Below are 18,232 nucleotides of genomic sequence, written 5' to 3' on the forward strand. Positions count from 1 at the left end.
CGCCCGCTTGGGTTGGCTGCTTCAGGCTGAACTGCGACATTCACGGCGCAGTGCGTGAGTGGCTGCAACGGTCAAGACCGGTCACTCGCTGGTTGTTCTGCAAGGCGCTGCCGGCGCCCAAGTTCCGACATTTTTGAATTGGCGGTCATGGCGCCTTCCGTGCGTGGCATTTCTTCGTTTTTTTAGTTGCGTAGGCCGGCCAGCGTTATTTTTGGATCTATTTTTGCTATTTTTCTGTTCGCCAGCGCACATCCTGGAAAAAATATTTTGGATGCGCAATTAAATGACCTCATCTCGGACTAGGCAGCAGAACTGAGTTTCATATGAAAAACCCGCCTTCTCGGCAGCTGGCTTTGCGTACGCAGCCGCACATACATGGAATCAAAAAAGCACCATGATCAATAGTGCGGCCTGCTTGAAGAGAAAAATCATCTGATGACCGGCTTCAGCGTCAGTCATCGAGGTATCCATCACGAGAAATGAACGAAACTCATTTCATTGGAATTGTATGAAAAATTCGGGCGCCCACCATGCCAATATTGAAAACAGGATAATACGCCTGCTTTATCCTTCATCGGCAGATCACTTTGTTGAGCACTGTGAAATCTTCGAATTGATCGCATTATCAGAATTGAGCAAAGCAGGCAACCCTTTGGAGCACGCTTACTTTCCTGAAAGCGGATGCATCTCTTTGGTCATGGAAATCAACAGCAACCATCCCCTGGGACATTCCCTGGGAATAGGCATGGTAGGGAATGAGGCGATGGTCGGGTCAGAAATCATTCTAGGCAATGCAACACCTCTTCCTTGGAAGATCTTGGTACAGCAATCTGGTACCTGCTGGCGAATAAGCCGCACGGATCTAGAAAAGCAGTGCACAGAGATCCCCATGCTCGGTGAATTGATAAAAAAATTCATACTTGTGCGCTTGCATCAACAGGCACGTTTCACAGTCTGCCTTAACTACCATACGGCAGCCTCCCGTCTGGCCCGATGGCTGTTGATGAGCAGCGACCGATGTGCCGGCAGCTTTCATGTCACACAGCAATTCATGGCATTGATACTGGGCGTACGGCGTGTCAGCATCACCAACATCGCCAGCAGATTTCAGAACGACGGCATGATTGCCTACAAACGTGGTGAGATGATGGTATTGAACCGCGCAGCGCTGGAAAACAGGGCGTGCAGCTGCTACGCGGCAGACAGACAAATCTATTCAAGAATCATGGGCGCCCCGGCCTGAAAGGCCAAAAGTCAACAAGTCAAAAATCCAAGGACGTGCGCCAGCGCACAGACCATCGCTTGGAAACACGATGCAATGCAACTCTACGCCGTGCATTGCAAAGCGCCTTGGAGAGCATCATGAGTCTGACCACCATTCTTCTAATCGTCCTGATCCTGGTGCTTGTAGGCGCTCTGCCTTCATGGCCCCACAGCCGTAGCTGGGGATACGCTCCCAGCATTGCGATAAGCCTGCTGGTGGTGGTGGTCGTGGTATTGCTGCTTACGGGGCGGGCCTAAGTGCCCTCAAAAACACTGAACTGATAGCCGCTGCGCATGCGCTTGGCCCGATACATGGCGCGATCCGCATCAGCAATCAATTGCTCCGCAGACACAGGCCATTCGTGTGCGATCACGATGCCCATGCTGGCCTCCACTTTCAGCTCCAGCCCGTTGCAGTGAATGGGGTTGGCTATTTCCCTGCAGATCATTCTGGCCAAGGCGCGCAGCTGCTCCATTTCCGGAGAGGGCTCCAGCAGGCATGCGAACTCGTCGCCTCCCAGCCTGCACACCAGATCCTCGCGGCGGATGAAGGATCTCAGGCGGCCCGATACGACCTTGAGGACTTCATCTCCTGCACTGTGGCCATGGAGATCGTTGATTGTCTTGAAGCCATCCAGATCCATATACAACACCGCGATGGGAATGGCCTGGGGCATGGCAAAGCCGATCGCCCTGGAAAGCCGATCCAGGAATGAGAACCTGTTCGGCAGGGAGGTCAGATGGTCATGTGTCGCCAGGTGATGCGCTGCGCGTTCATCCGCCTTGGTCCTGTCAAGCTCGAAATGCGCCTTTCCCAGGGCGATACGCGTGTTGTGCAACTCCTCGCGCAGTGAATCGCATTGCCGCTGCAGGCCTTGCAAACAGGCTTCAAGCCCCTTGCGCATTCGATTTTCCACGGAGACGCCCAGCCAGTGATTTCGCTCGAAATCCGACTGGATGGCGTGGGGGCGAAGGCCTGCTTCGTCTGCAAAAAAAGCACCTGTTCTTCTTGATCCGATGTGCCTTGGATACCTTTGAGCCATGGTGTTCCTCAGAATTCGCCATGCTTGAGGGAAACGGATGATTCGCAGATCCGGAAGATGAATATCGCCTTCACCATTTCACAGACAAGCCCTTGATCCGCCAGCGATTTCTACATGGCCATGCAGGATGCCAAGCCTGCATGGCACGGTTTACTTCTTGTCCTTGCCGACCTGGTTGCCGATGACTCCACCGACCGCAGCACCACCGACCGTCCCCACAGCGCTGCCTCCTGTGAGCACGGCCCCGCCGATCGCTCCTGCACCCGCACCGATCGCCGTGCTTTGATCCCTTTTGGACATATTGCCGCAGCCGGCCAGGCCCATCAGCAGGACTGTCGCCGCCAGGGCGAGCGCATTGACCTTGATTTTTTTCATGGGAGAACCTCTTTGAAACGTAGTGGACTGGCGCATGGCGTGGAGGCTGCCCGCCCTGGTCAGGAACGCCGTCCACCGCACCCACGCGCTGCGCTGTGGCTGCCATGCCGTCCCACAGTGGCCTGTTCGCACATCGCCGTCGGTGCGGTAGGGCACATCGCCGCGTGTTGCCCGTGAATGTTCGTCTGCGCACAGACGCCGCGGCCTGCGCCCCCTACAAGAGGGCATGTGTCCAAGGGATTGCATCCGCGCAATCCGCACCAGGAGTTCCGCCCATGCCCCGCTTTTCCAACCTCGTCCCGACCTGGGACACCTCCTGCGTCGGCGGGCCTGCCAGCCTGTCCCAGATGGATCGCCTCATGCTCACCGAGCACCTGGCGCACTGCGATGCGCTGAGAAGGCCATTGCTCGCGCTTTGGACGGGATTCACGGCCATCCACCGCATGCTGGGCGAGCGCACGCTGACGGGAATGCTGCTGATCGCAACCCTGGCCGCCGTCGTGTGGCTTGCTCTGTAGTGCGCTGCCCGGAAGCCATGAATGCAAATGCGCAAGCGCTGGAAATGGATACCGCCACATATCAGCCACCTGCTGGATGCCCGCCATGGAGAAGTCCTGGCACCCATCAGGTCGGAGCTTTTTGGCTGCGCATACTTTGAACAGTATGGGATGACCCTGGGGGGCGCGCATGCCGTGGGCCGCCCCCGTTTTGGCCAGGCGACGTTCTATCCACGTCTTGAAAACAATCTCAGATCCCTGCGCACCTCATTCAGGTACATCGCCGGCCTGCACCAGGAGGGCCATGAGCTGGGATCCGGCGCAGAGTGGCTTTTCGACAATTTCCACCTGATCGAGGATCAGCTGCGGGAGATCAGCGAAGGCCTTTCCACCCGCTACTACCGCTCGCTGCCCGTCTTGCAGGAGGCCCCGCTCACAGGCCTTCCACGCATCTACCAGGTGGCATGGTCCTTTGTCGCCCACACCGATGGTGCCTTCGATGAATCGCTATTGACCTGTTTTCTTGACGCATACCAGAACAAGAGCGAACTCAGCCAGGGTGAGCTCTGGGCGCTGCCCACCACGCTGCGGGTGATTCTGGTCGAGAATTTGAGGCGCTTGGCGGAGCGGATTGCGTGCCAGGCGGCGGCCAAGGAGGTGGCCACACTGGCTGCGGGCCATATCGACAGGCTCGATGCCGTCGGCTTCCACGAAATCCACCGCTTGATGCAATTGCGCGGTGTAGGCCAGGTCTTCCTGTCCCATCTGGCGCAAACACTCTTTGGGCATCGCTCGGTCTTCAGCGACGGCGCGTACATGCAGATCGAAGAGTGGCTGCGCAGTGCAGTGCCCGATCTGGCGGCACTGCAGGTGCAGCAGCATGCCGACAGCGCGGCCGACCACCTGAGCGTGGGCAATGCGGTGGCCTCGCTGCGGCTGGTGGGCGCCGGAGACTGGCCCGGTATCGTGGGCAGGACCAGCCTGGTCGTGCGCGCACTGCAAGCCTCGCCCGTTTTCCTGGCCGAGGACGATGCCAGCCGCAACACTACGCTGCATGGCATAGAGCGCCTGGCCGCGCGCAGCCCTGATCGCTCCGAGGCCGCCGTGGCCAGGGCCCTCATCCGGTTGATGGGCCAGTCGCAGGGCGCAGCCCAACTGGCCGGGTACTGGCTGCAGGGCGAGGGACGCGCCCAACTGGAGGACATGTTCGGCGCGCGACGGCCCCTGTCGGACCGCTGGTATGCCATCCTCCTGCTGTCGCGCACGGTCACCTACATCGGCGCCGTTGTGGCAGCTTCGCTGGCCCTGGTGGCATGGATGCTGCACCTCAACGGCGCAGGCAATGCCGCCGCGATACAGGGTCCGCTGGGTCCCCTGGGCCCGCTGGACGCATGGGTGGGCCATGCAGGCCTGGCCCTGCTGGGACTGCTCATGTTTTTCCCGGCCTCCGAGGCGGTTTTGGCCCTGGTGAACCGGCTCATCTGCGAGTCCGCCACTCCAGCGCATCTGCCGCGCTTTCTCTTGAAGGAGGGGATCGGCCCCTCGGCGCGCACCCTGGTCGTCATTCCTGCGCTGCTGAGCAAGCCTGCTGCCATCTCCGAACTGGCACACCGCCTGCAGCTGCACTATCTCGCCAATCCGGAGCACTGTGTCCATTTCGCGCTGCTGAGCGATTGGGCGGATGCGGACCGGCAGAGCACGGCCGACGATGAGCCGCTGCTCGCGCAGGCACGCGAACAGATACAGGCGCTCAACCTGCGCTACCCCGCCGGGGAGGGCCAGGCCCAGCGCTTTTTGCTGCTGCACCGCCCCCGTTCCTTCAGCGCGACGCAGGGCCTGTGGATGGGCTGGGAGCGCAAGCGCGGCAAGCTCGAGCAACTGGTGACGGCGCTGGCGACGGAAATGCCGGCCCCCTTCCTGGAGATGGGCGTGCTGTCCGACCTGCCTGCCGGCGTGCGCTATGTGCTGACGCTGGACAGCGACACCGAACTGCCGCCGGGCCAGGTCAGGGCTTTGGTAGGCATCGCCGAGCACCCGCACAACCAGCCTGAACTGGATGCCACCGGGCGCAAGGTCATACGCGGCTACGGCATCCTGCAGCCGCACGTGGTGTCGCCCTTGCCGCAGACGCGGCAAACCTCTGCCTGGCAGTGGCTTTTTTCCGGACAGCGGGGCATGGACCCCTACAGCGCAGCCACTTCGGATGTGTACCAGGACCTCTTTGGAGAAGGCAGTTTCATCGGCAAGGGCCTTCTCCATGTGCAGGCCCTGCACGCCGTGCTGTCGCAGCGCCTGCCCGAGGACCGCATCCTCAGCCATGACTTGCTGGAAGGCTCGCTGGCCCGCTGCGCGGCGATCTCCGATGTGACCGTGATGGAGTCGGACCCGCTGCACAGCGACACGGCAGCAGCCCGGCTGCATCGCTGGGTGCGCGGGGACTGGCAATTGCTGCCCGTGCTGTGGCACGGCAGGTACTGGCAACTGGCGGCCATCCACCGATGGAAGCTGTTCGACAACCTGCGCCGCTCCCTGGTTGCGCCCGTGTCGCTGCTGCTGATCGTGCTGTCCATGGCAGGACATGGCCTGGCCCTGCCTTTGTCCCTGGCACTGGCGGCGGCGGCCTGCATCACCGGGCCGTTGATAGGCGCCATCGCCGGTGCCCTTCCGCACCATGCGCGATTCGTGGGCAGCCGCTTCGCCCTGCAGTGCGCACGGCAGTTGCTGCAGGTGGCACTGTCCGGCGCGTGGTACCTGGCGCAACTGCTGCCGCAGGCCATGCTCCACGCGGATGCCGTGGCCCGCACGCTGTACCGCATGGCCGTAAGCAAAAGGCATCTGCTGGAATGGACCACCGCCGAAGCATCCCATGCCGCCATCCGGCCCGGCTGGGCGCCGGCCTTGTCAAGGCACTGGCACAGCACCGTGCTCGCGCTTGCGCTGCTGGCGGCCCTGTGGCTGCTGCCCGCCCCGCTGCCAGCCGCGGCATGGCTGCTGCTGTCCGCCTGGGTTTTCACCCCGGCCCTGGTCTGGCTGTGCAATGCCCCGTGGCGGGCCCCTTTCAGCCATGCAGGGCTGCAGACCACAGACCGCGAACTGCTGCAGGACATTGCGCGTGACACCTGGCGGCTTTTCGAGCGCTGCGTGGGCGAAGGCGACAACCACCTGCCCCCGGACAACCTTCAGACGGCGCCGTTCGAGGTGCTCGCCCACCGCACCTCTCCCACCAACATCGGCCTTTATCTGCTCAGCGCCGCCTGTGCGCGGCAGTTCGGCTGGATCGGCACCCAGGATCTGCTGATGCGCCTGGAAGCGACCTCGGCCACGCTGGCCAGGATGGAGCGCCACAACGGCCACTTCCTCAACTGGTATGACACCCAGAGCCTGCAGCCGCTGCTGCCTCGCTATGTCTCCACCGTGGACAGCGGCAACCTCGGAGCCCATCTGCTTGCCGTATCCCGCGCCTGCCTTGAGCTGGCCCGCGCCCCGCTGGATCCTGCGGCCAGCCAGCAGGCGATCCATGCGGCCAGGCGCCGGTTGAAACCCTGCCTGGCGGGCGCAGCGCGCCTGTTGCAGCGCCCGCTGCAGCAGACGGCTATCGGCCAGTTGCTGGACAGCCCCCTGGCCGATCCCGCAGACATATCGGCCCAGATGATGCTGCAGGGATTGCTGCGCGACGCCTTTGCGGAGCTTCACGCGCTCGATCTGCCGGAACCTGGGGCCGTGGCCGACACCCCGCCCGGGCCGCAGGACCCCTTGCCATGGCTGCTGGCCGACCTGCTGGCCACCCTGCAGTCGGCGGCCCTGGACGTCAGCGCCGTCGGCGCGGGGCAGCAAGATGCGATCTCCCTGCGCCTGCGGACGATGGCCCACACCCTGGAGCAGCTGGCGTGGGATGCGGATTTCCGTTTCCTGCTCGACCCGCGGCGGCAATTGCTGCACATAGGCTACCGGCTCGAGGAGCAGCAGCTCGACGCATCGTTCTACGACCTGCTGGCCTCCGAGTCCCGCACCACCAGCTTGCTGGCCATTGCCAAGGGCGACCTTCCCGCCAGGCACTGGAAGGCGTTGGGCCGGCCGTTCTTCGCCCATGGCCGCAACGCGATTTTGCGGTCCTGGTCGGGGTCCATGTTCGAGTACCTGATGCCTTCGCTGGTGGCAGTGGAGCCAGCGGGCAGCGCGCTGGACGAGGCCAACCGCTGCGCACTGCGCGAACAGATGGCTTTTGCCAAGGGCCTGGGCATTCCCTGGGGCATGTCGGAAAGCGCCTATGCGGCGCGCGACCAGTCGCTGGCCTACCAGTACGCCTCCCAGGGAGTGCCCTGCCTGGCACTGCGCCGCACGCCGATGGCAGAGAAAGTCATCGCCCCCTACGCCACGGCGCTGGCCTGCCAGGTGGCTGCGGTACCCGCGTGCGCGAACTTCCGCGCGCTGGCCGCCCTGGCTGCGCGCGGGCGCTATGGCTTCTACGAGGCCCTGGACTTTTCTGCCGCACGGCAAATCCATGGCGGAAGGTTCACGCTCGTCAGCACCTACATGGCCCATCACCAGGGCATGACCATCGTGGCCCTGGCCAATGTGCTGCTGCAAGGGGTTGCACAGCGCTGGGGCTCTGACCACCCCCGCATCCAGGCCATGTCCACGCTGCTGCAGGAGCGCACCCCCCGCGAGCTTGCAGGCCTGAGGCCCGGCGCGCTGGCCGCACCCTTTTTGCATGCCCAGTCCCGACGGCCTGCCAACGCGATCCGCACCGTCGTCCCGGGGGCCCGGGCCCTGGAGCCGACCCTCTTGCTGAGCAATGGGCGTTACAGCGTTGCATTGCGCGCCAACGGAGCCGGGTGGAGCCGCCTGGGCAACACCCACATCACGCGCTGGCGCGACGACCTGCTGCGCGATGCGCACGGGAGCTTTGTCTACCTGCGAACGGACCGGGACAGCGCCCCGGTGTCCGTGACCCGCAGCCCTGCGCCCGACCCGCAGGCGGCCTACACCAGCACGTTCCACCCGGACCGCATGTGCTTCGATGCCCGCTGGCCGCAATGGCGTGTGCGCACCACGGTCTGGATCAGCCCTGAAGACGATATCGAGCTGCGCAAGGTCGTGCTGAACAACCTGGGTAACCTGCCCATGGACGTGGAGCTGATATCGGCCATGGAGGTGGTCCTGGCCGGCGCGGGCGCGGACGAGGCCCACCCGGCGTTCTCCAGCATGTTCGTGAAGGCGCACTGGCTGGCGCAGCAGCAGGGCATGCGTTTTGAGCGGGTTGCCCGCCACAAGGAGGAGAAGGTGGTGCAGATGGCCCATTTCGTGGCCGGCACGCAGGGGGAGGTCCTGGGCCTGCGCTACCAGAGCGATCGGGCGAAATGGGCCGGCCGCAATCACGCGGCCAGCCAGCCGCAGGCGTGCCTGGAGCCCGCACCGGGTGAAGCTGTCGCGCTGGACACCGGCCTGGATCCCGTCGCCGTGCTGGGCGTGCGCATGCGCGTGGGCCCTGGCGGACAAGTGAGCGTGGTGTTTGCGACGGCTGCCTGCGACAGTGCCAGCACCCTCATGGCCATCCTGGACAAGTACCGCCAGCCCAGCTATGTGGAGCGCACCTCCGTGATCTCCGCCACCTTGGCGCAGGGCCAGGATGCCCTGCAGCACCGGCCCCGGCCCGAGTACCTGCCGGCACTGCAACTGCTGGGCACGGCGCTGATGTTCACCCTGCCCAAGCTGCAGCCCGGCCTGCACCCGCATCGCGCAGGCGCCGTCCGCCTGCCGCAGATCCAGGACCGGCGCGTGCTGTGGCAGTTGGGCCTTTCGGGCGACAGGCCGATCATCGTGGTGAGTGCCGCGGCGCCCCAAGGCCTGGGCCTGCTGCGCATACTGGGACAGGCCCTGGGCGAATGGTCGCGCGCCGGCGTGGCCTGCGACCTGGTCGTGCTCAGCAGCGAGTTTCACTCCTACTACATGCCGGTGCAGGCCGAGCTGAACGCCATCGGCGAACAGCATGAGGCGGCCGGCAACGCCCGCCCAGGGCTCAGCACGACAGGCTTTCATGTCCTGGGCCAGGACACGCTCACCCCCGCGCAGGCAGCCTGCCTGGAGCGCCTGGCATGTGTGCGCCTGCATGCCGATGGCCGTGCATTGCTGCAACAGATCCATGCCTGGAGCGAGCAGTTCGAGGCCCAGGCCAGCCGGCGGCGCACAGCGCATCTGCCTCAGAAAATACCGGTCCAGCCAAGCCGAGGCTCGGCTGTCCCCGCATCGACCGGACAGTTCCTCGGCGACCATGGCCACTTCCAATTCGATGTCAGCGCATCCCGGCGTCCGGGCAGGCCCTGGATCAACGTCCTGGCCAACCCCGGCTTCGGAGGGCAGATATCCGAAAGCGGCGCAGGCAATACCTGGGCGATCAACAGCCGGCTCAATCAGGTCACGGCCTGGTCCAATGATCCCGTCTGCGACATGCCGTCAGAGTGGTTTTTTCTCCAGAACCGGCGCACACGCGAGACATGGAGCGTGGCCCCCAGCGCCTGGGGGCATGCCCAGGCCCGCTACAGCGTGGTGCATGGCCAGGGCTTCACTGAAATCGCCCACCGCCACGGCGACCTGGGCATCCGTGCGCGCTGGTGCGTGGACATCAGGACGGCCGTCAAGCAAGTGCGCATCACCGTGGTCAACCATGGCAACTCCAAGATGCACCTGAGGATGGCGGGCATGGTGGAGTGGATGCTGGGCGAGCGCCGGGCCGACCGCGCCACGCTGGAGACCATGGCCCTGTGGGCAGCGGCGCCCGACAAGCGCTTTCTGGGCCTGCTATGCACCCAGACCGAGGCTGCGGGCGGCTTTGGTGGCGGCACGGCTTTCTTCTGCGAATCGCATGCCGGCGAAGGCACCCTCGCGGGAAAGCACGACAGCCTTGACTGGACCTGCGACCGCAGCGAGTTCTTTGCATCCGACGGACATTTGCAGCTCCCGGCACAGCTGGGGCAGCGCAGCGGATACGGGCTCGAACCCTGCGCAGCCCTGTCGCGCCTGGCCACGCTTCGGCCCGGCGTGACCTGGGAGCAGACCTATCTGATCGGCCATGCCACGAGTCCCGATGCGGCGCGCCAGTTGCTGGAGCAAGCCACCGTCCTGGCCCCCAAGGCACGAGAACAGGCCAACAGCGACTACTGGGATGGCCTGCTCCAGGCCACGCAGATCCACACGCCCGATCCGCTGATGGACGTGCTTGTGAACCGCTGGCTGCCCTACCAGACGGTCTCCTCGCGGCTGTGGTCCAAGGCCGGTTTCTACCAGGCGGGAGGCGCCACCGGCTACCGCGACCAATTGCAGGACGCCATGGCGCTTGTCTGGGCCGATCCCGGCGTGCTGCGGCAACAGATCACGCTGTGCGCCTCACGGCAATTCCTCGAAGGGGACGTGCAGCACTGGTGGCATGCGCCTTCGGGTGCCGGCGTGCGCACCCGCTGCAGCGACGACCTGCTGTGGCTGCCCTTCGCCTGCTCGCACTATCTCCAGGCCACTGGCGACACGGCGCTGCTGCAGCAGCAGGTTCCGTTCCTGGAGGCGCCCGCCATTGCCGACGGCGTGGACGATGTCTACGAAACACCGGGCATCAGCGAAGTTTCGGCTTCGGTCTACGAGCATGCGGCGCGCGCCATCGACCGCAGCCTTGCCGTGGGCGTGCACGGCCTGCCCCTGATGGGCGCAGGAGACTGGAACGATGGCATGAGCGCTGTTGGTCACCAAGGCCGGGGTGAATCGGTATGGCTCGCCTGGTTCCTGTGCGCCATCGTCACGGACTGGATACCGCTGGCACGCGGCTGCGGCGACGAAGCACGCGCCGACGCCTGGCAGACAGCCCTGGCCGGCTGGCGCCAGGCCCTGGATGTTGCGGGCTGGGATGGGCGCTGGTACCGGCGGGCGTTCTTCGATGACGGCACGGTGCTGGGTTCGGCCCGGCAACCCGAGGCGCGCATCGATCTGATTGCGCAGGCCTGGTCGGTCCTGGTCACCACGTCAGGCACCTCGCGCCCGCGCATTGCCATGGAAGCGGTGGACACGGAGCTGGTCCAGCCCGATACAGGCCTGATCCCGCTGCTGGCACCGCCCCTGGTCCATGGCCTTCCGCATGCAGGCTATATCCAGGCCTACCCGGCAGGGGTGCGGGAAAACGGCGGGCAGTACACCCATGCCGGAGCGTGGGCCGTGATGGCCGCCGCTTCGCTGGCCCTGCGCCAGGCGGCGCACGCCACCGCCACCGGCAGCGAGCGCCTCCAGGACACACCCTACCGGTACTTCACCTACCTGAGTCCGGCCCATCGCGCCAGCCATCCCGTATGGGGCAGCCAATACGCCATCGAGCCTTACGCCATGGCAGCAGACGTATACACCCAGCCCCCTTTTGTCGGACGGGGCGGATGGAGCTGGTACACGGGCTCGGCTGCATGGATGCATCGCGCCGCGGTGGAATCCATCCTGGGGCTGCACATCCACGCCGGGGAACTGTTCTTCACCCCCTGCCTTCCTTCCCATTGGCCCCAGGCCGAACTGGTATTGAAACGGGAGGGCCGCAGCATGCGCTTTCTCCTGATTCGCGGCAGCACCGACGCGCTGGCGGCCAAGTGTGACGGGGAGGGGGCGGTCATGCTGCAGGTATCGCAGAGGCTGCGCTGGACAGAGCTGGCAGCGCACAGCTGCTTTGTCATCCCTGTGCAAGAGGCCGCGATCGGGACCTAGCAAGCCGTGATGTCCGGCAGCAACCGGTCGTACTCTTTTCTCACCACCGCATAGCACTCGCAGGAGCGCTGCTCCAGGCCCGTACGGTCCAGCACACTGATGCGGCCACGCGAATAGCGGATGATCTCGGCGCGCTGCAGCTTCAGCGCGGCCTCGGTCACTCCCTCGCGGCGGACTCCGAGCATGTTGGAGATCAGCTCCTGCGTCATCACCAGGTCCGTGCCCTGGAGCCGGTCCAGGCTCAGCAGCAACCAGCGGCAAAGCTGCTGGTCGAGTGAATGGTGACGGTTGCAGACGGCGGTCTGGGCCATCTGGGTGATCAACGCCTGCGTGTAGCGCAGCAAGAGGTGAAGAACCGGGCCACCGCGCTCGAACTCCGCCTGCATGGCGCCGACCTTCAGCCGATAGCCCCTGCCGGCGCTTTGAACGACCGCCCTGCTGGTCGTGGACCCTCCGCCCATGAAGAGGGAAATGCCCACAATCCCTTCGTTGCCCACCACCGCGATCTCCGCCGACGCACCGTTCTCCATCACGTACAGCAGGGAGACGATCGCCGTCGTGGGGAAGTACACGTGACTCATGACCCGGCCCGCTTCATACAGCACCTGGCCCAGGGCAAGCTCCACGGGCTCCAGCGCAGGCTCCCACCGCTGCCATGGCTCGGGCGGCAAGGAGGCGAGCAAATGATTGCCGGTGGACGCGGCGCAAGAGGGCATAAAGGCAATTCCAGTGCAGTCATCCCGGCACTTCAAGAGAGTCTGGAGACAGCAGAAATGACGCTCTTGCATCTTACGGGCCAGGCCCACCGGCTCTGTGCGGTACCGCACATACCGGCAGTGGCATCTGTGCCTGGCCCTGCGGGCCCCCCGCATCCGGAAAGCCCCCCGAAAACCCTTGTGCTGCCACGCTTACAACATAATTTGTCTGCGGCTGGTTTGACTACATCCCATCGCCTGGACCAGGAACACAGTGGACTTTCAAGAGCCATCTTGGCTTTTGAAGACCATAGGAGTTTCACATGTCCGTTTCCCAGAACACGCCAGGCAAAAGCCAGCAGCCCGTTGGCCAGCCCAGCAAGCCCCAGCCACAGCAAACTGCTCCCAAGCAGCATCAGCCGGGCTCCGCTGAAGAGCAAAAGAAGCAAGCCCATCAAGGGCAACCGAAGCAGTAATCCAGCCGCTCCGTAACGAAAAAGGGCCCTCGGGCCCTTTTTGATTTCAATGGACGCAAAGGACGGGTTTCTGCATCCGGCCGGTCCATCAATCCTTGTGTTTGATCCACGTGGCTCCAGCCGCCTCCCCGCATCCGGCGCCCACCAGGCCACCGACGGCGCCCCCAACGAATATTCCAACCGGTCCTCCCACGGCTGCGCCCAGTGCAGACCCCAGTGCTGCGCCAAAAATCATGAAGCCGGCGACCATGGTTGATTTGGACTCCCGCAAGGCCTCTGCCTTGCCCATTCGAATCTGTGCTGCCTGGTCGGGGTCCTGCGAAGGAACACCGTGCCCTGGAACCGCCTGGTCGGCAAGATCAGGGTCCTGCGGCCTGCCAAGCAGTGACCTGAGTGAAATCGATGCAGTCATGGCCTTCTCCTCGAAGATGAGGAAGAGATGGATGCACCCCGCCTCGACCATGTTTTAAGCCCATGCCAGAATTTTCGATGAGGTCCGCCCCGCCGAAATTGCGTAAGCAAACAGCCTCATCAGGACGGCAGGGTGTCGAAGCCATGAATGGCAGGAGGTCAGGCGAGCAAACCGGCTACCGCGACGGTATGGCAGGCGCTGCCGGCAACCACGAACAGATGCCAGATGCCGTGCGCGTGGCGCATGCTCGCCAGACGACGGTAGAACACCGTTCCTGCCGAATAGAGCAGTCCGCCGGCGAGCAGCCAGGCCAGGGTCTGCGCACCATGGCGAAAGGCCACCGGCACCGCGCCTCCCAAGCTGAGCCAGCCAAGGCTGATGTACAGGGACAGGCGCGGCGGCGAATCGAAACCCAGTGCACGTATCGCACCCTGGAATGCGAGCCCCCATACGCCGCCAAGCAGCACCCAAGCCCACAAGCCAGGGGGCGCCATCAAGGCAAAGGGCGTGTGGCTGCCGGCAATCAGCAGGTAAATGCAGGCGTGGTCAACGCGCTGCCAGAAACGCTTGCGCCCCCCGGTACAGCCATGAAAGAGGGCCGATGCGCCAAACAGCGCCGCCAGAGACAGGCCAAACACCACAGCGCCCACAATCTTGCGCGCATCGCCGCCGGCCACCGTTTCGCAGATGAGAACCACACTGGCCGCCAGGCCCACGGGCAGGGCTGCCAGATGACTCCAGGTATTGAACCGTTCGCCGGGCCGGCCCCAAACGCAAGGGCCGTGCGGCGAGCCTGCCTGCAAATCTTGCATGGAGCCTCCTGGCGCATGGCTGAGCAACGCCGGGCGCGGTGGCCCGGCTAGGGCACCCTACGGCCCAGACGTGACAGGGCAATGATGGCAACGGACACGCTGGAGAGCCCGTCCACCGGACACCACACGACGTGCAGCGCCAAATTGAAACATCAGGCCTTGAAACCATCCTCAAACCATCCATATGGATGGCATAAGGATGTTCCATGGCCACAACCACCTCCACCCCTCGCGTGAGCGAATCCGAGAAGCTCACCATCAATCTGGGCTATGTCGACCTGGGCCAAATCGACCTGCTGGTCGCCGAAGGCTTCTACGCAAACCGCAGTGATTTCATCCGTACAGCGATACGCAATCACCTGCGCAGCCACGCGGAAGCGTTGCAGCAGGTCGTCGCCCGCAAGATGCTGGTCCTGGGTATGCAGCATTTTTCCCAGGCCGATCTCATGCGGGTGCAGGCTGCCGGGGAAAAGCTGCAGATCCGGGTGCTGGGCTTGGCCAGCATCGCGCAGGACGTGCCTGCGCAGCTGGCCGCAGAAACCATCGAATCCATCACGGTGCTGGGAGCGCTCCAGGCCAGCCCCGCCGTTCGTGCCGCTCTGGCCGGCCGCATTACCTGAGAACCATTCCATGAAACAGCTTTTTCACGACATGCTGGGCGAGGCTACACGCCTGACGCGCACTGGCAATTTGCTGGAAGCAACCGAGCTGATTCAGCGCACCTTGCGAGGCGAAAGCGCCCCCGCACCTGCGCCCGCGCCCCACGGCAAGACCGCCGCAACCAGTCATAGGGAAGAAGGCTGGATCGTCGATGCCGAAGCCCGTTTCATCGACGATGCTCCCGAACTCGCCGTGCCTGCGGGCTCATCGCAGGCAGACACCTCCGGCGACGAGCAATGGCTGCGCGGCAGCTACTCGCACGGAGGCCGGCAGCTGGCCTATCGGCTGTATGTGCCGCCAGGCAGTGCACTTGAAGCGGGGCCTCGGCCGCTCGTCCTCATGCTGCACGGTTGCACCCAAGGGCCGGAAGACTTCGCCGCCGGCACGCGCATGAATGACCAGGCACGCAGGGCTGGTGTATTGGTGCTCTATCCCGAACAAACACAGCATGCGAACTCGCAAAAATGCTGGAACTGGTTCAAGGCCCAGCATCAGCAGCGGGGCCGGGGCGAGCCAGCACTGCTGGCGGGCCTCACACGCCAGATGGTGGCTGACCATGGCGTGGACGCATCGCGTGTCTATGTCGCCGGACTATCGGCTGGCGGTGCAATGGCGGACATATTGGGACGCACCTATCCTGAGCTGTTCGCCGCCGTGGGTGTGCATTCGGGCTTGCCCGCCGGTGCTGCGTCCAATCTGCCATCAGCCCTCGAGGCGATGCGAAGAGGCGCAGCATCAGGCTCGGCCAGCGGTCCCAGCGTGTGTCCGGTGATCGTGTTTCACGGCGATGCCGACACGACGGTGCACCACGACAACGGCGCGGCCGTGGTGAATGCTGCACGCAGCGCGCAAAGTCCCCAAGGCGCACCTTGCGTCATCCAGGGCCATGCGCCGAACCGCCAGCGATTCACCCGCTCTGCCTATGTCGCGGCCGACGGAAGTACCGCCATTGAACACTGGCAACTGCATGGCGCAGGCCACGCATGGTCCGGCGGCAGCTCAGAGGGCAGCTACACCACGCCAGGAGGAATCGACGCCAGCGCCGAGATGCTGCGCTTCTTCCTTTCGCACAAGCGTGCTCACGGCTGCTGACGCGCGGCACCGGCAGCAACCGCTGCGGAGCAGCCGGCAGCTGCAGGTTTCCGAACAATGGTCTCAGGCTGAGAGCTGACGCAGGATCTTCAACATCGAACATCGGCGGCGATCAACAGCTGAACTTGATGGTCTCTGGCTGCAGTCTCCAAGAACCAGCATCCATGGATTTCCGCAGCCCTTGCCGGCGTCCACCTCGGCCCGGCCCCTTGGCGACGATTCACCGTGCCATCAGGCAAAATCCGGAACATCGGGAAAGCTTGGCGTCAGGTCTGCCGGGAAGCCCAACTTGAAGAATGGAACAGTATCAATGGCACTGACGAAGAAGGGCGAGTTCTGGTACGGGACAACTTCCGGCGACACCCAAGCCGAGCTGCGCAGCTACAGCATTGCGAATCTTCATGAGGCCGTCCGGTTTGCCTCGTCCAAATGCGATTGCGGGTGCCGGACTTTTGCGCTGCAGACGGATGAGGAAGCCGGCGTGGCCATCCGCACCTGCACCGACTGCGGGCAGGAACACCTGATGGGCGACAGCGCGGAATATGTTGAAGAGGCCACCCCCGAGGCACACGAGTGCGTGTGCGAGAACGAGACGTTCGAACTGATGTCCGGCGTCTCCGTGTACGAGGGCACACACGACGTGCGCTGGTACTACATCGCTTGCCACTGCGTGGAATGCAACCTGGTTGGGGTCTTCGCAGACTGGAAGTGTGAAGCGGGTGATGCGGCGGCCTTCCTCGCCAAGGTATGAGTGCGTGGGATCAAGACGCGCTGCTCAAAGATCTGGTCAAGCGGGTTTGCCGGGTGCATGCAGGCGATAGCGCAAAAAACGAGTCCCCTCGATATCCAATGCGCCATCTGGCCGAAATCCCAGCTTGAGAACTCCTTTTATTCTGGTTCTTGAAGGTGGCAGCAAAATTGTGATGGAGTTCAGCCCCAAGCCAGTGAATGCACGTTTCACTATCTCTTGATAGATGGCTTTGCCACTTCCCCAGAACTTGGGGTGAAGCACCAAAGCGAGGTCGGCATCACCTTCCTCGTACTGCAAGCCGCCCCAGCCGGCAAATTGCTGATCAATTTCAAACGCCCATGGCCCATAGCCGTATTGCTGCCACTGGGCATCTTTTTTCTGGGCCCATTCATTTGCTTTCGCCAGGTCGAAATCCGCACTTCCAAGCGGCATTTGTCGCAGCACATCTGGATTGTTGTTCAGCGAAACAATATGGGCCGGATCAACTTCAGTGAGCCGCTTAAATTTCAAATTCATGCCTGTATCTGGTTGTCTATCCATCAAATTCAAAGCGTACAAAAACGGTGGTTGCCGACCGTGTATCTGAGCGTCAGCCAAGGGGGCAGCAGTCCACAGTGCGGGGTTGCTGTTGCTGCAAGGCAGGCGCCATGCGAGCTGCGGCCTGCTTCCAGCTAGCCCTGGTATCGCAGGTGAATAAGGGGGTAAGGGCGTCCCTGCGAATCCACCTCCGAACGTCCAGTTTCAACGAACCCCATCCGTTGATAGAACCCAACCGCTTGGGAGTTCTGCATGTTGACGTCTGTGCTCAATGCCCCGTGCAGCGCCAATCCATGCTGCAACAACTTGCGGCCAATGCCGGTGCCGCGGACATCCGGATCGATGAACAGCGCCTCCATGTGCGTGCCATCGATCAGCATGAAGCCATGGGGCTGGTCATGTTCATCGACAGCAACAGTCACCGGCGCATGAGGCAGAAACTCGACCACTTCGGCATCAATGGCCTTTCGATCATCGGGACTGAGAAAGTGATGGGTGGCGTCTACGGAACGCCGCCAAAGGTCAACCAGGGCGGCGCCATCTTCAGGACGTGATGTGCGGAGTGTGTACATGGCAACTTTGCAAATGATTCAGCTTGCGTGAAGTATGACGGCACACACCCGCTAAGTCGTCGCAGCTCCTTTGAACGGCGCTGAACGCCGGCTTTGTGTCGGCAGTGGCTATTCATGGACTGCAGTAGCGGACCTCTAGGAGTCCCCTGGATCATCGTCGGCTACTTCCGTCGCTGGGCTGGGTTGACCCTTGGTGCTCGGATGACTGATATGCGGCCGTGATCGAAAGCTGACGATACGGGCATGAGTGCCAGCAATCGCTGCATCGCTGTCATCGACACCAACTGCGCGAATGGTGACTCAGGTCCGGCAGCAGACAA

15 protein-coding genes are annotated in these 18,232 nt (G+C 63.4%); 8 read left to right on the plus strand and 7 right to left on the minus strand.

The window, feature by feature from the left end:
• Window positions 1-508: 508 nt before the first annotated feature.
• Both INR38_RS28050 and INR38_RS28055 read left to right on the plus strand, forming a co-directional pair.
• Window positions 509-1,243: a Crp/Fnr family transcriptional regulator gene (locus INR38_RS28050; RefSeq protein WP_207444540.1), complete on the plus strand. Its 735-nt coding sequence runs from the start codon at window positions 509-511 to the stop codon at window positions 1,241-1,243.
• 119 nt (window positions 1,244-1,362) lie between these two features.
• Complete coding sequence (locus INR38_RS28055; RefSeq protein ID WP_034398712.1) at window positions 1,363-1,521, plus strand: DUF3309 family protein; 159 nt, start codon at window positions 1,363-1,365, stop codon at window positions 1,519-1,521.
• Here INR38_RS28055 and INR38_RS28060 read toward each other — a convergent pair.
• Together INR38_RS28060 and INR38_RS28065 are read right to left on the minus strand one after the other, a co-directional pair.
• Complete coding sequence (locus INR38_RS28060) at window positions 1,518-2,306, minus strand: GGDEF domain-containing protein (RefSeq protein ID WP_080736917.1); 789 nt, start codon at window positions 2,304-2,306, stop codon at window positions 1,518-1,520. The two genes, INR38_RS28055 and INR38_RS28060, sit on opposite strands and share 4 nt — an antisense overlap.
• A gap of 150 nt (window positions 2,307-2,456) precedes the next feature.
• Complete coding sequence (locus tag INR38_RS28065; protein ID WP_085929082.1) at window positions 2,457-2,630, minus strand: glycine zipper 2TM domain-containing protein; 174 nt, start codon at window positions 2,628-2,630, stop codon at window positions 2,457-2,459.
• 326 nt (window positions 2,631-2,956) lie between these two features.
• Here INR38_RS28065 and INR38_RS28070 point away from each other — a divergent pair, with 326 nt between their 5' ends.
• Window positions 2,957-3,199 (plus strand): hypothetical protein, encoded by a 243-nt coding sequence (locus INR38_RS28070; protein WP_013801897.1) that lies wholly within the window; start codon window positions 2,957-2,959, stop codon window positions 3,197-3,199.
• Between the two features lie 21 nt (window positions 3,200-3,220).
• On the plus strand, window positions 3,221-11,905 hold the full coding sequence (locus tag INR38_RS28075) for a glucoamylase family protein (protein WP_207444541.1): 8,685 nt from the start codon (window positions 3,221-3,223) through the stop codon (window positions 11,903-11,905).
• Here the strand turns inward: INR38_RS28075 and INR38_RS28080 are convergent.
• Complete coding sequence (locus INR38_RS28080) at window positions 11,902-12,621, minus strand: Crp/Fnr family transcriptional regulator (protein ID WP_013801895.1); 720 nt, start codon at window positions 12,619-12,621, stop codon at window positions 11,902-11,904. The two genes, INR38_RS28075 and INR38_RS28080, sit on opposite strands and share 4 nt — an antisense overlap.
• A gap of 302 nt (window positions 12,622-12,923) precedes the next feature.
• Between INR38_RS28080 and INR38_RS28085 the strand changes: the two genes are divergently transcribed.
• Window positions 12,924-13,076: a hypothetical protein gene (locus INR38_RS28085; RefSeq protein WP_013801894.1), complete on the plus strand. Its 153-nt coding sequence runs from the start codon at window positions 12,924-12,926 to the stop codon at window positions 13,074-13,076.
• A gap of 88 nt (window positions 13,077-13,164) precedes the next feature.
• On the opposite strand, the gene INR38_RS28090 is transcribed toward INR38_RS28085, so the two are convergent.
• The gene (locus INR38_RS28090) at window positions 13,165-13,488 is read right to left on the minus strand and encodes a hypothetical protein (protein WP_052155436.1); all 324 of its coding nucleotides are present in this window, start codon (window positions 13,486-13,488) and stop codon (window positions 13,165-13,167) included.
• A 158-nt stretch (window positions 13,489-13,646) separates the two neighbouring features.
• A complete protein-coding gene (locus INR38_RS28095) occupies window positions 13,647-14,300 on the minus strand; it encodes a hemolysin III family protein (RefSeq protein WP_207444542.1) in 654 nt (217 codons plus the stop codon).
• 206 nt (window positions 14,301-14,506) lie between these two features.
• Here INR38_RS28095 and INR38_RS28100 point away from each other — a divergent pair, with 206 nt between their 5' ends.
• The 3 genes from INR38_RS28100 to INR38_RS28110 all read left to right on the plus strand — a co-directional run bounded on the left by INR38_RS28100 (window position 14,507) and on the right by INR38_RS28110 (window position 16,803).
• A complete protein-coding gene (locus INR38_RS28100; RefSeq protein WP_207444543.1) occupies window positions 14,507-14,920 on the plus strand; it encodes a CopG family transcriptional regulator in 414 nt (137 codons plus the stop codon).
• A 10-nt stretch (window positions 14,921-14,930) separates the two neighbouring features.
• The gene (locus INR38_RS28105) at window positions 14,931-16,052 is read left to right on the plus strand and encodes a PHB depolymerase family esterase (protein WP_207444544.1); all 1,122 of its coding nucleotides are present in this window, start codon (window positions 14,931-14,933) and stop codon (window positions 16,050-16,052) included.
• A gap of 310 nt (window positions 16,053-16,362) precedes the next feature.
• On the plus strand, window positions 16,363-16,803 hold the full coding sequence (locus INR38_RS28110; RefSeq protein WP_013801890.1) for a hypothetical protein: 441 nt from the start codon (window positions 16,363-16,365) through the stop codon (window positions 16,801-16,803).
• A gap of 36 nt (window positions 16,804-16,839) precedes the next feature.
• Here INR38_RS28110 and INR38_RS28115 read toward each other — a convergent pair whose 3' ends face one another.
• Both INR38_RS28115 and INR38_RS28120 read right to left on the minus strand, forming a co-directional pair.
• Window positions 16,840-17,319 (minus strand): GNAT family N-acetyltransferase, encoded by a 480-nt coding sequence (locus tag INR38_RS28115; RefSeq protein WP_242699229.1) that lies wholly within the window; start codon window positions 17,317-17,319, stop codon window positions 16,840-16,842.
• A 155-nt stretch (window positions 17,320-17,474) separates the two neighbouring features.
• A complete protein-coding gene (locus INR38_RS28120) occupies window positions 17,475-17,912 on the minus strand; it encodes an acetyltransferase (RefSeq protein ID WP_207444545.1) in 438 nt (145 codons plus the stop codon).
• Window positions 17,913-18,232 lie beyond the last annotated feature (320 nt).

Origin of the sequence: Delftia sp. SD018 (assembly GCF_017355445.1) — a bacterium.
GTDB classification, from domain to species: domain Bacteria; phylum Pseudomonadota; class Gammaproteobacteria; order Burkholderiales; family Burkholderiaceae_C; genus Comamonas; species Comamonas acidovorans.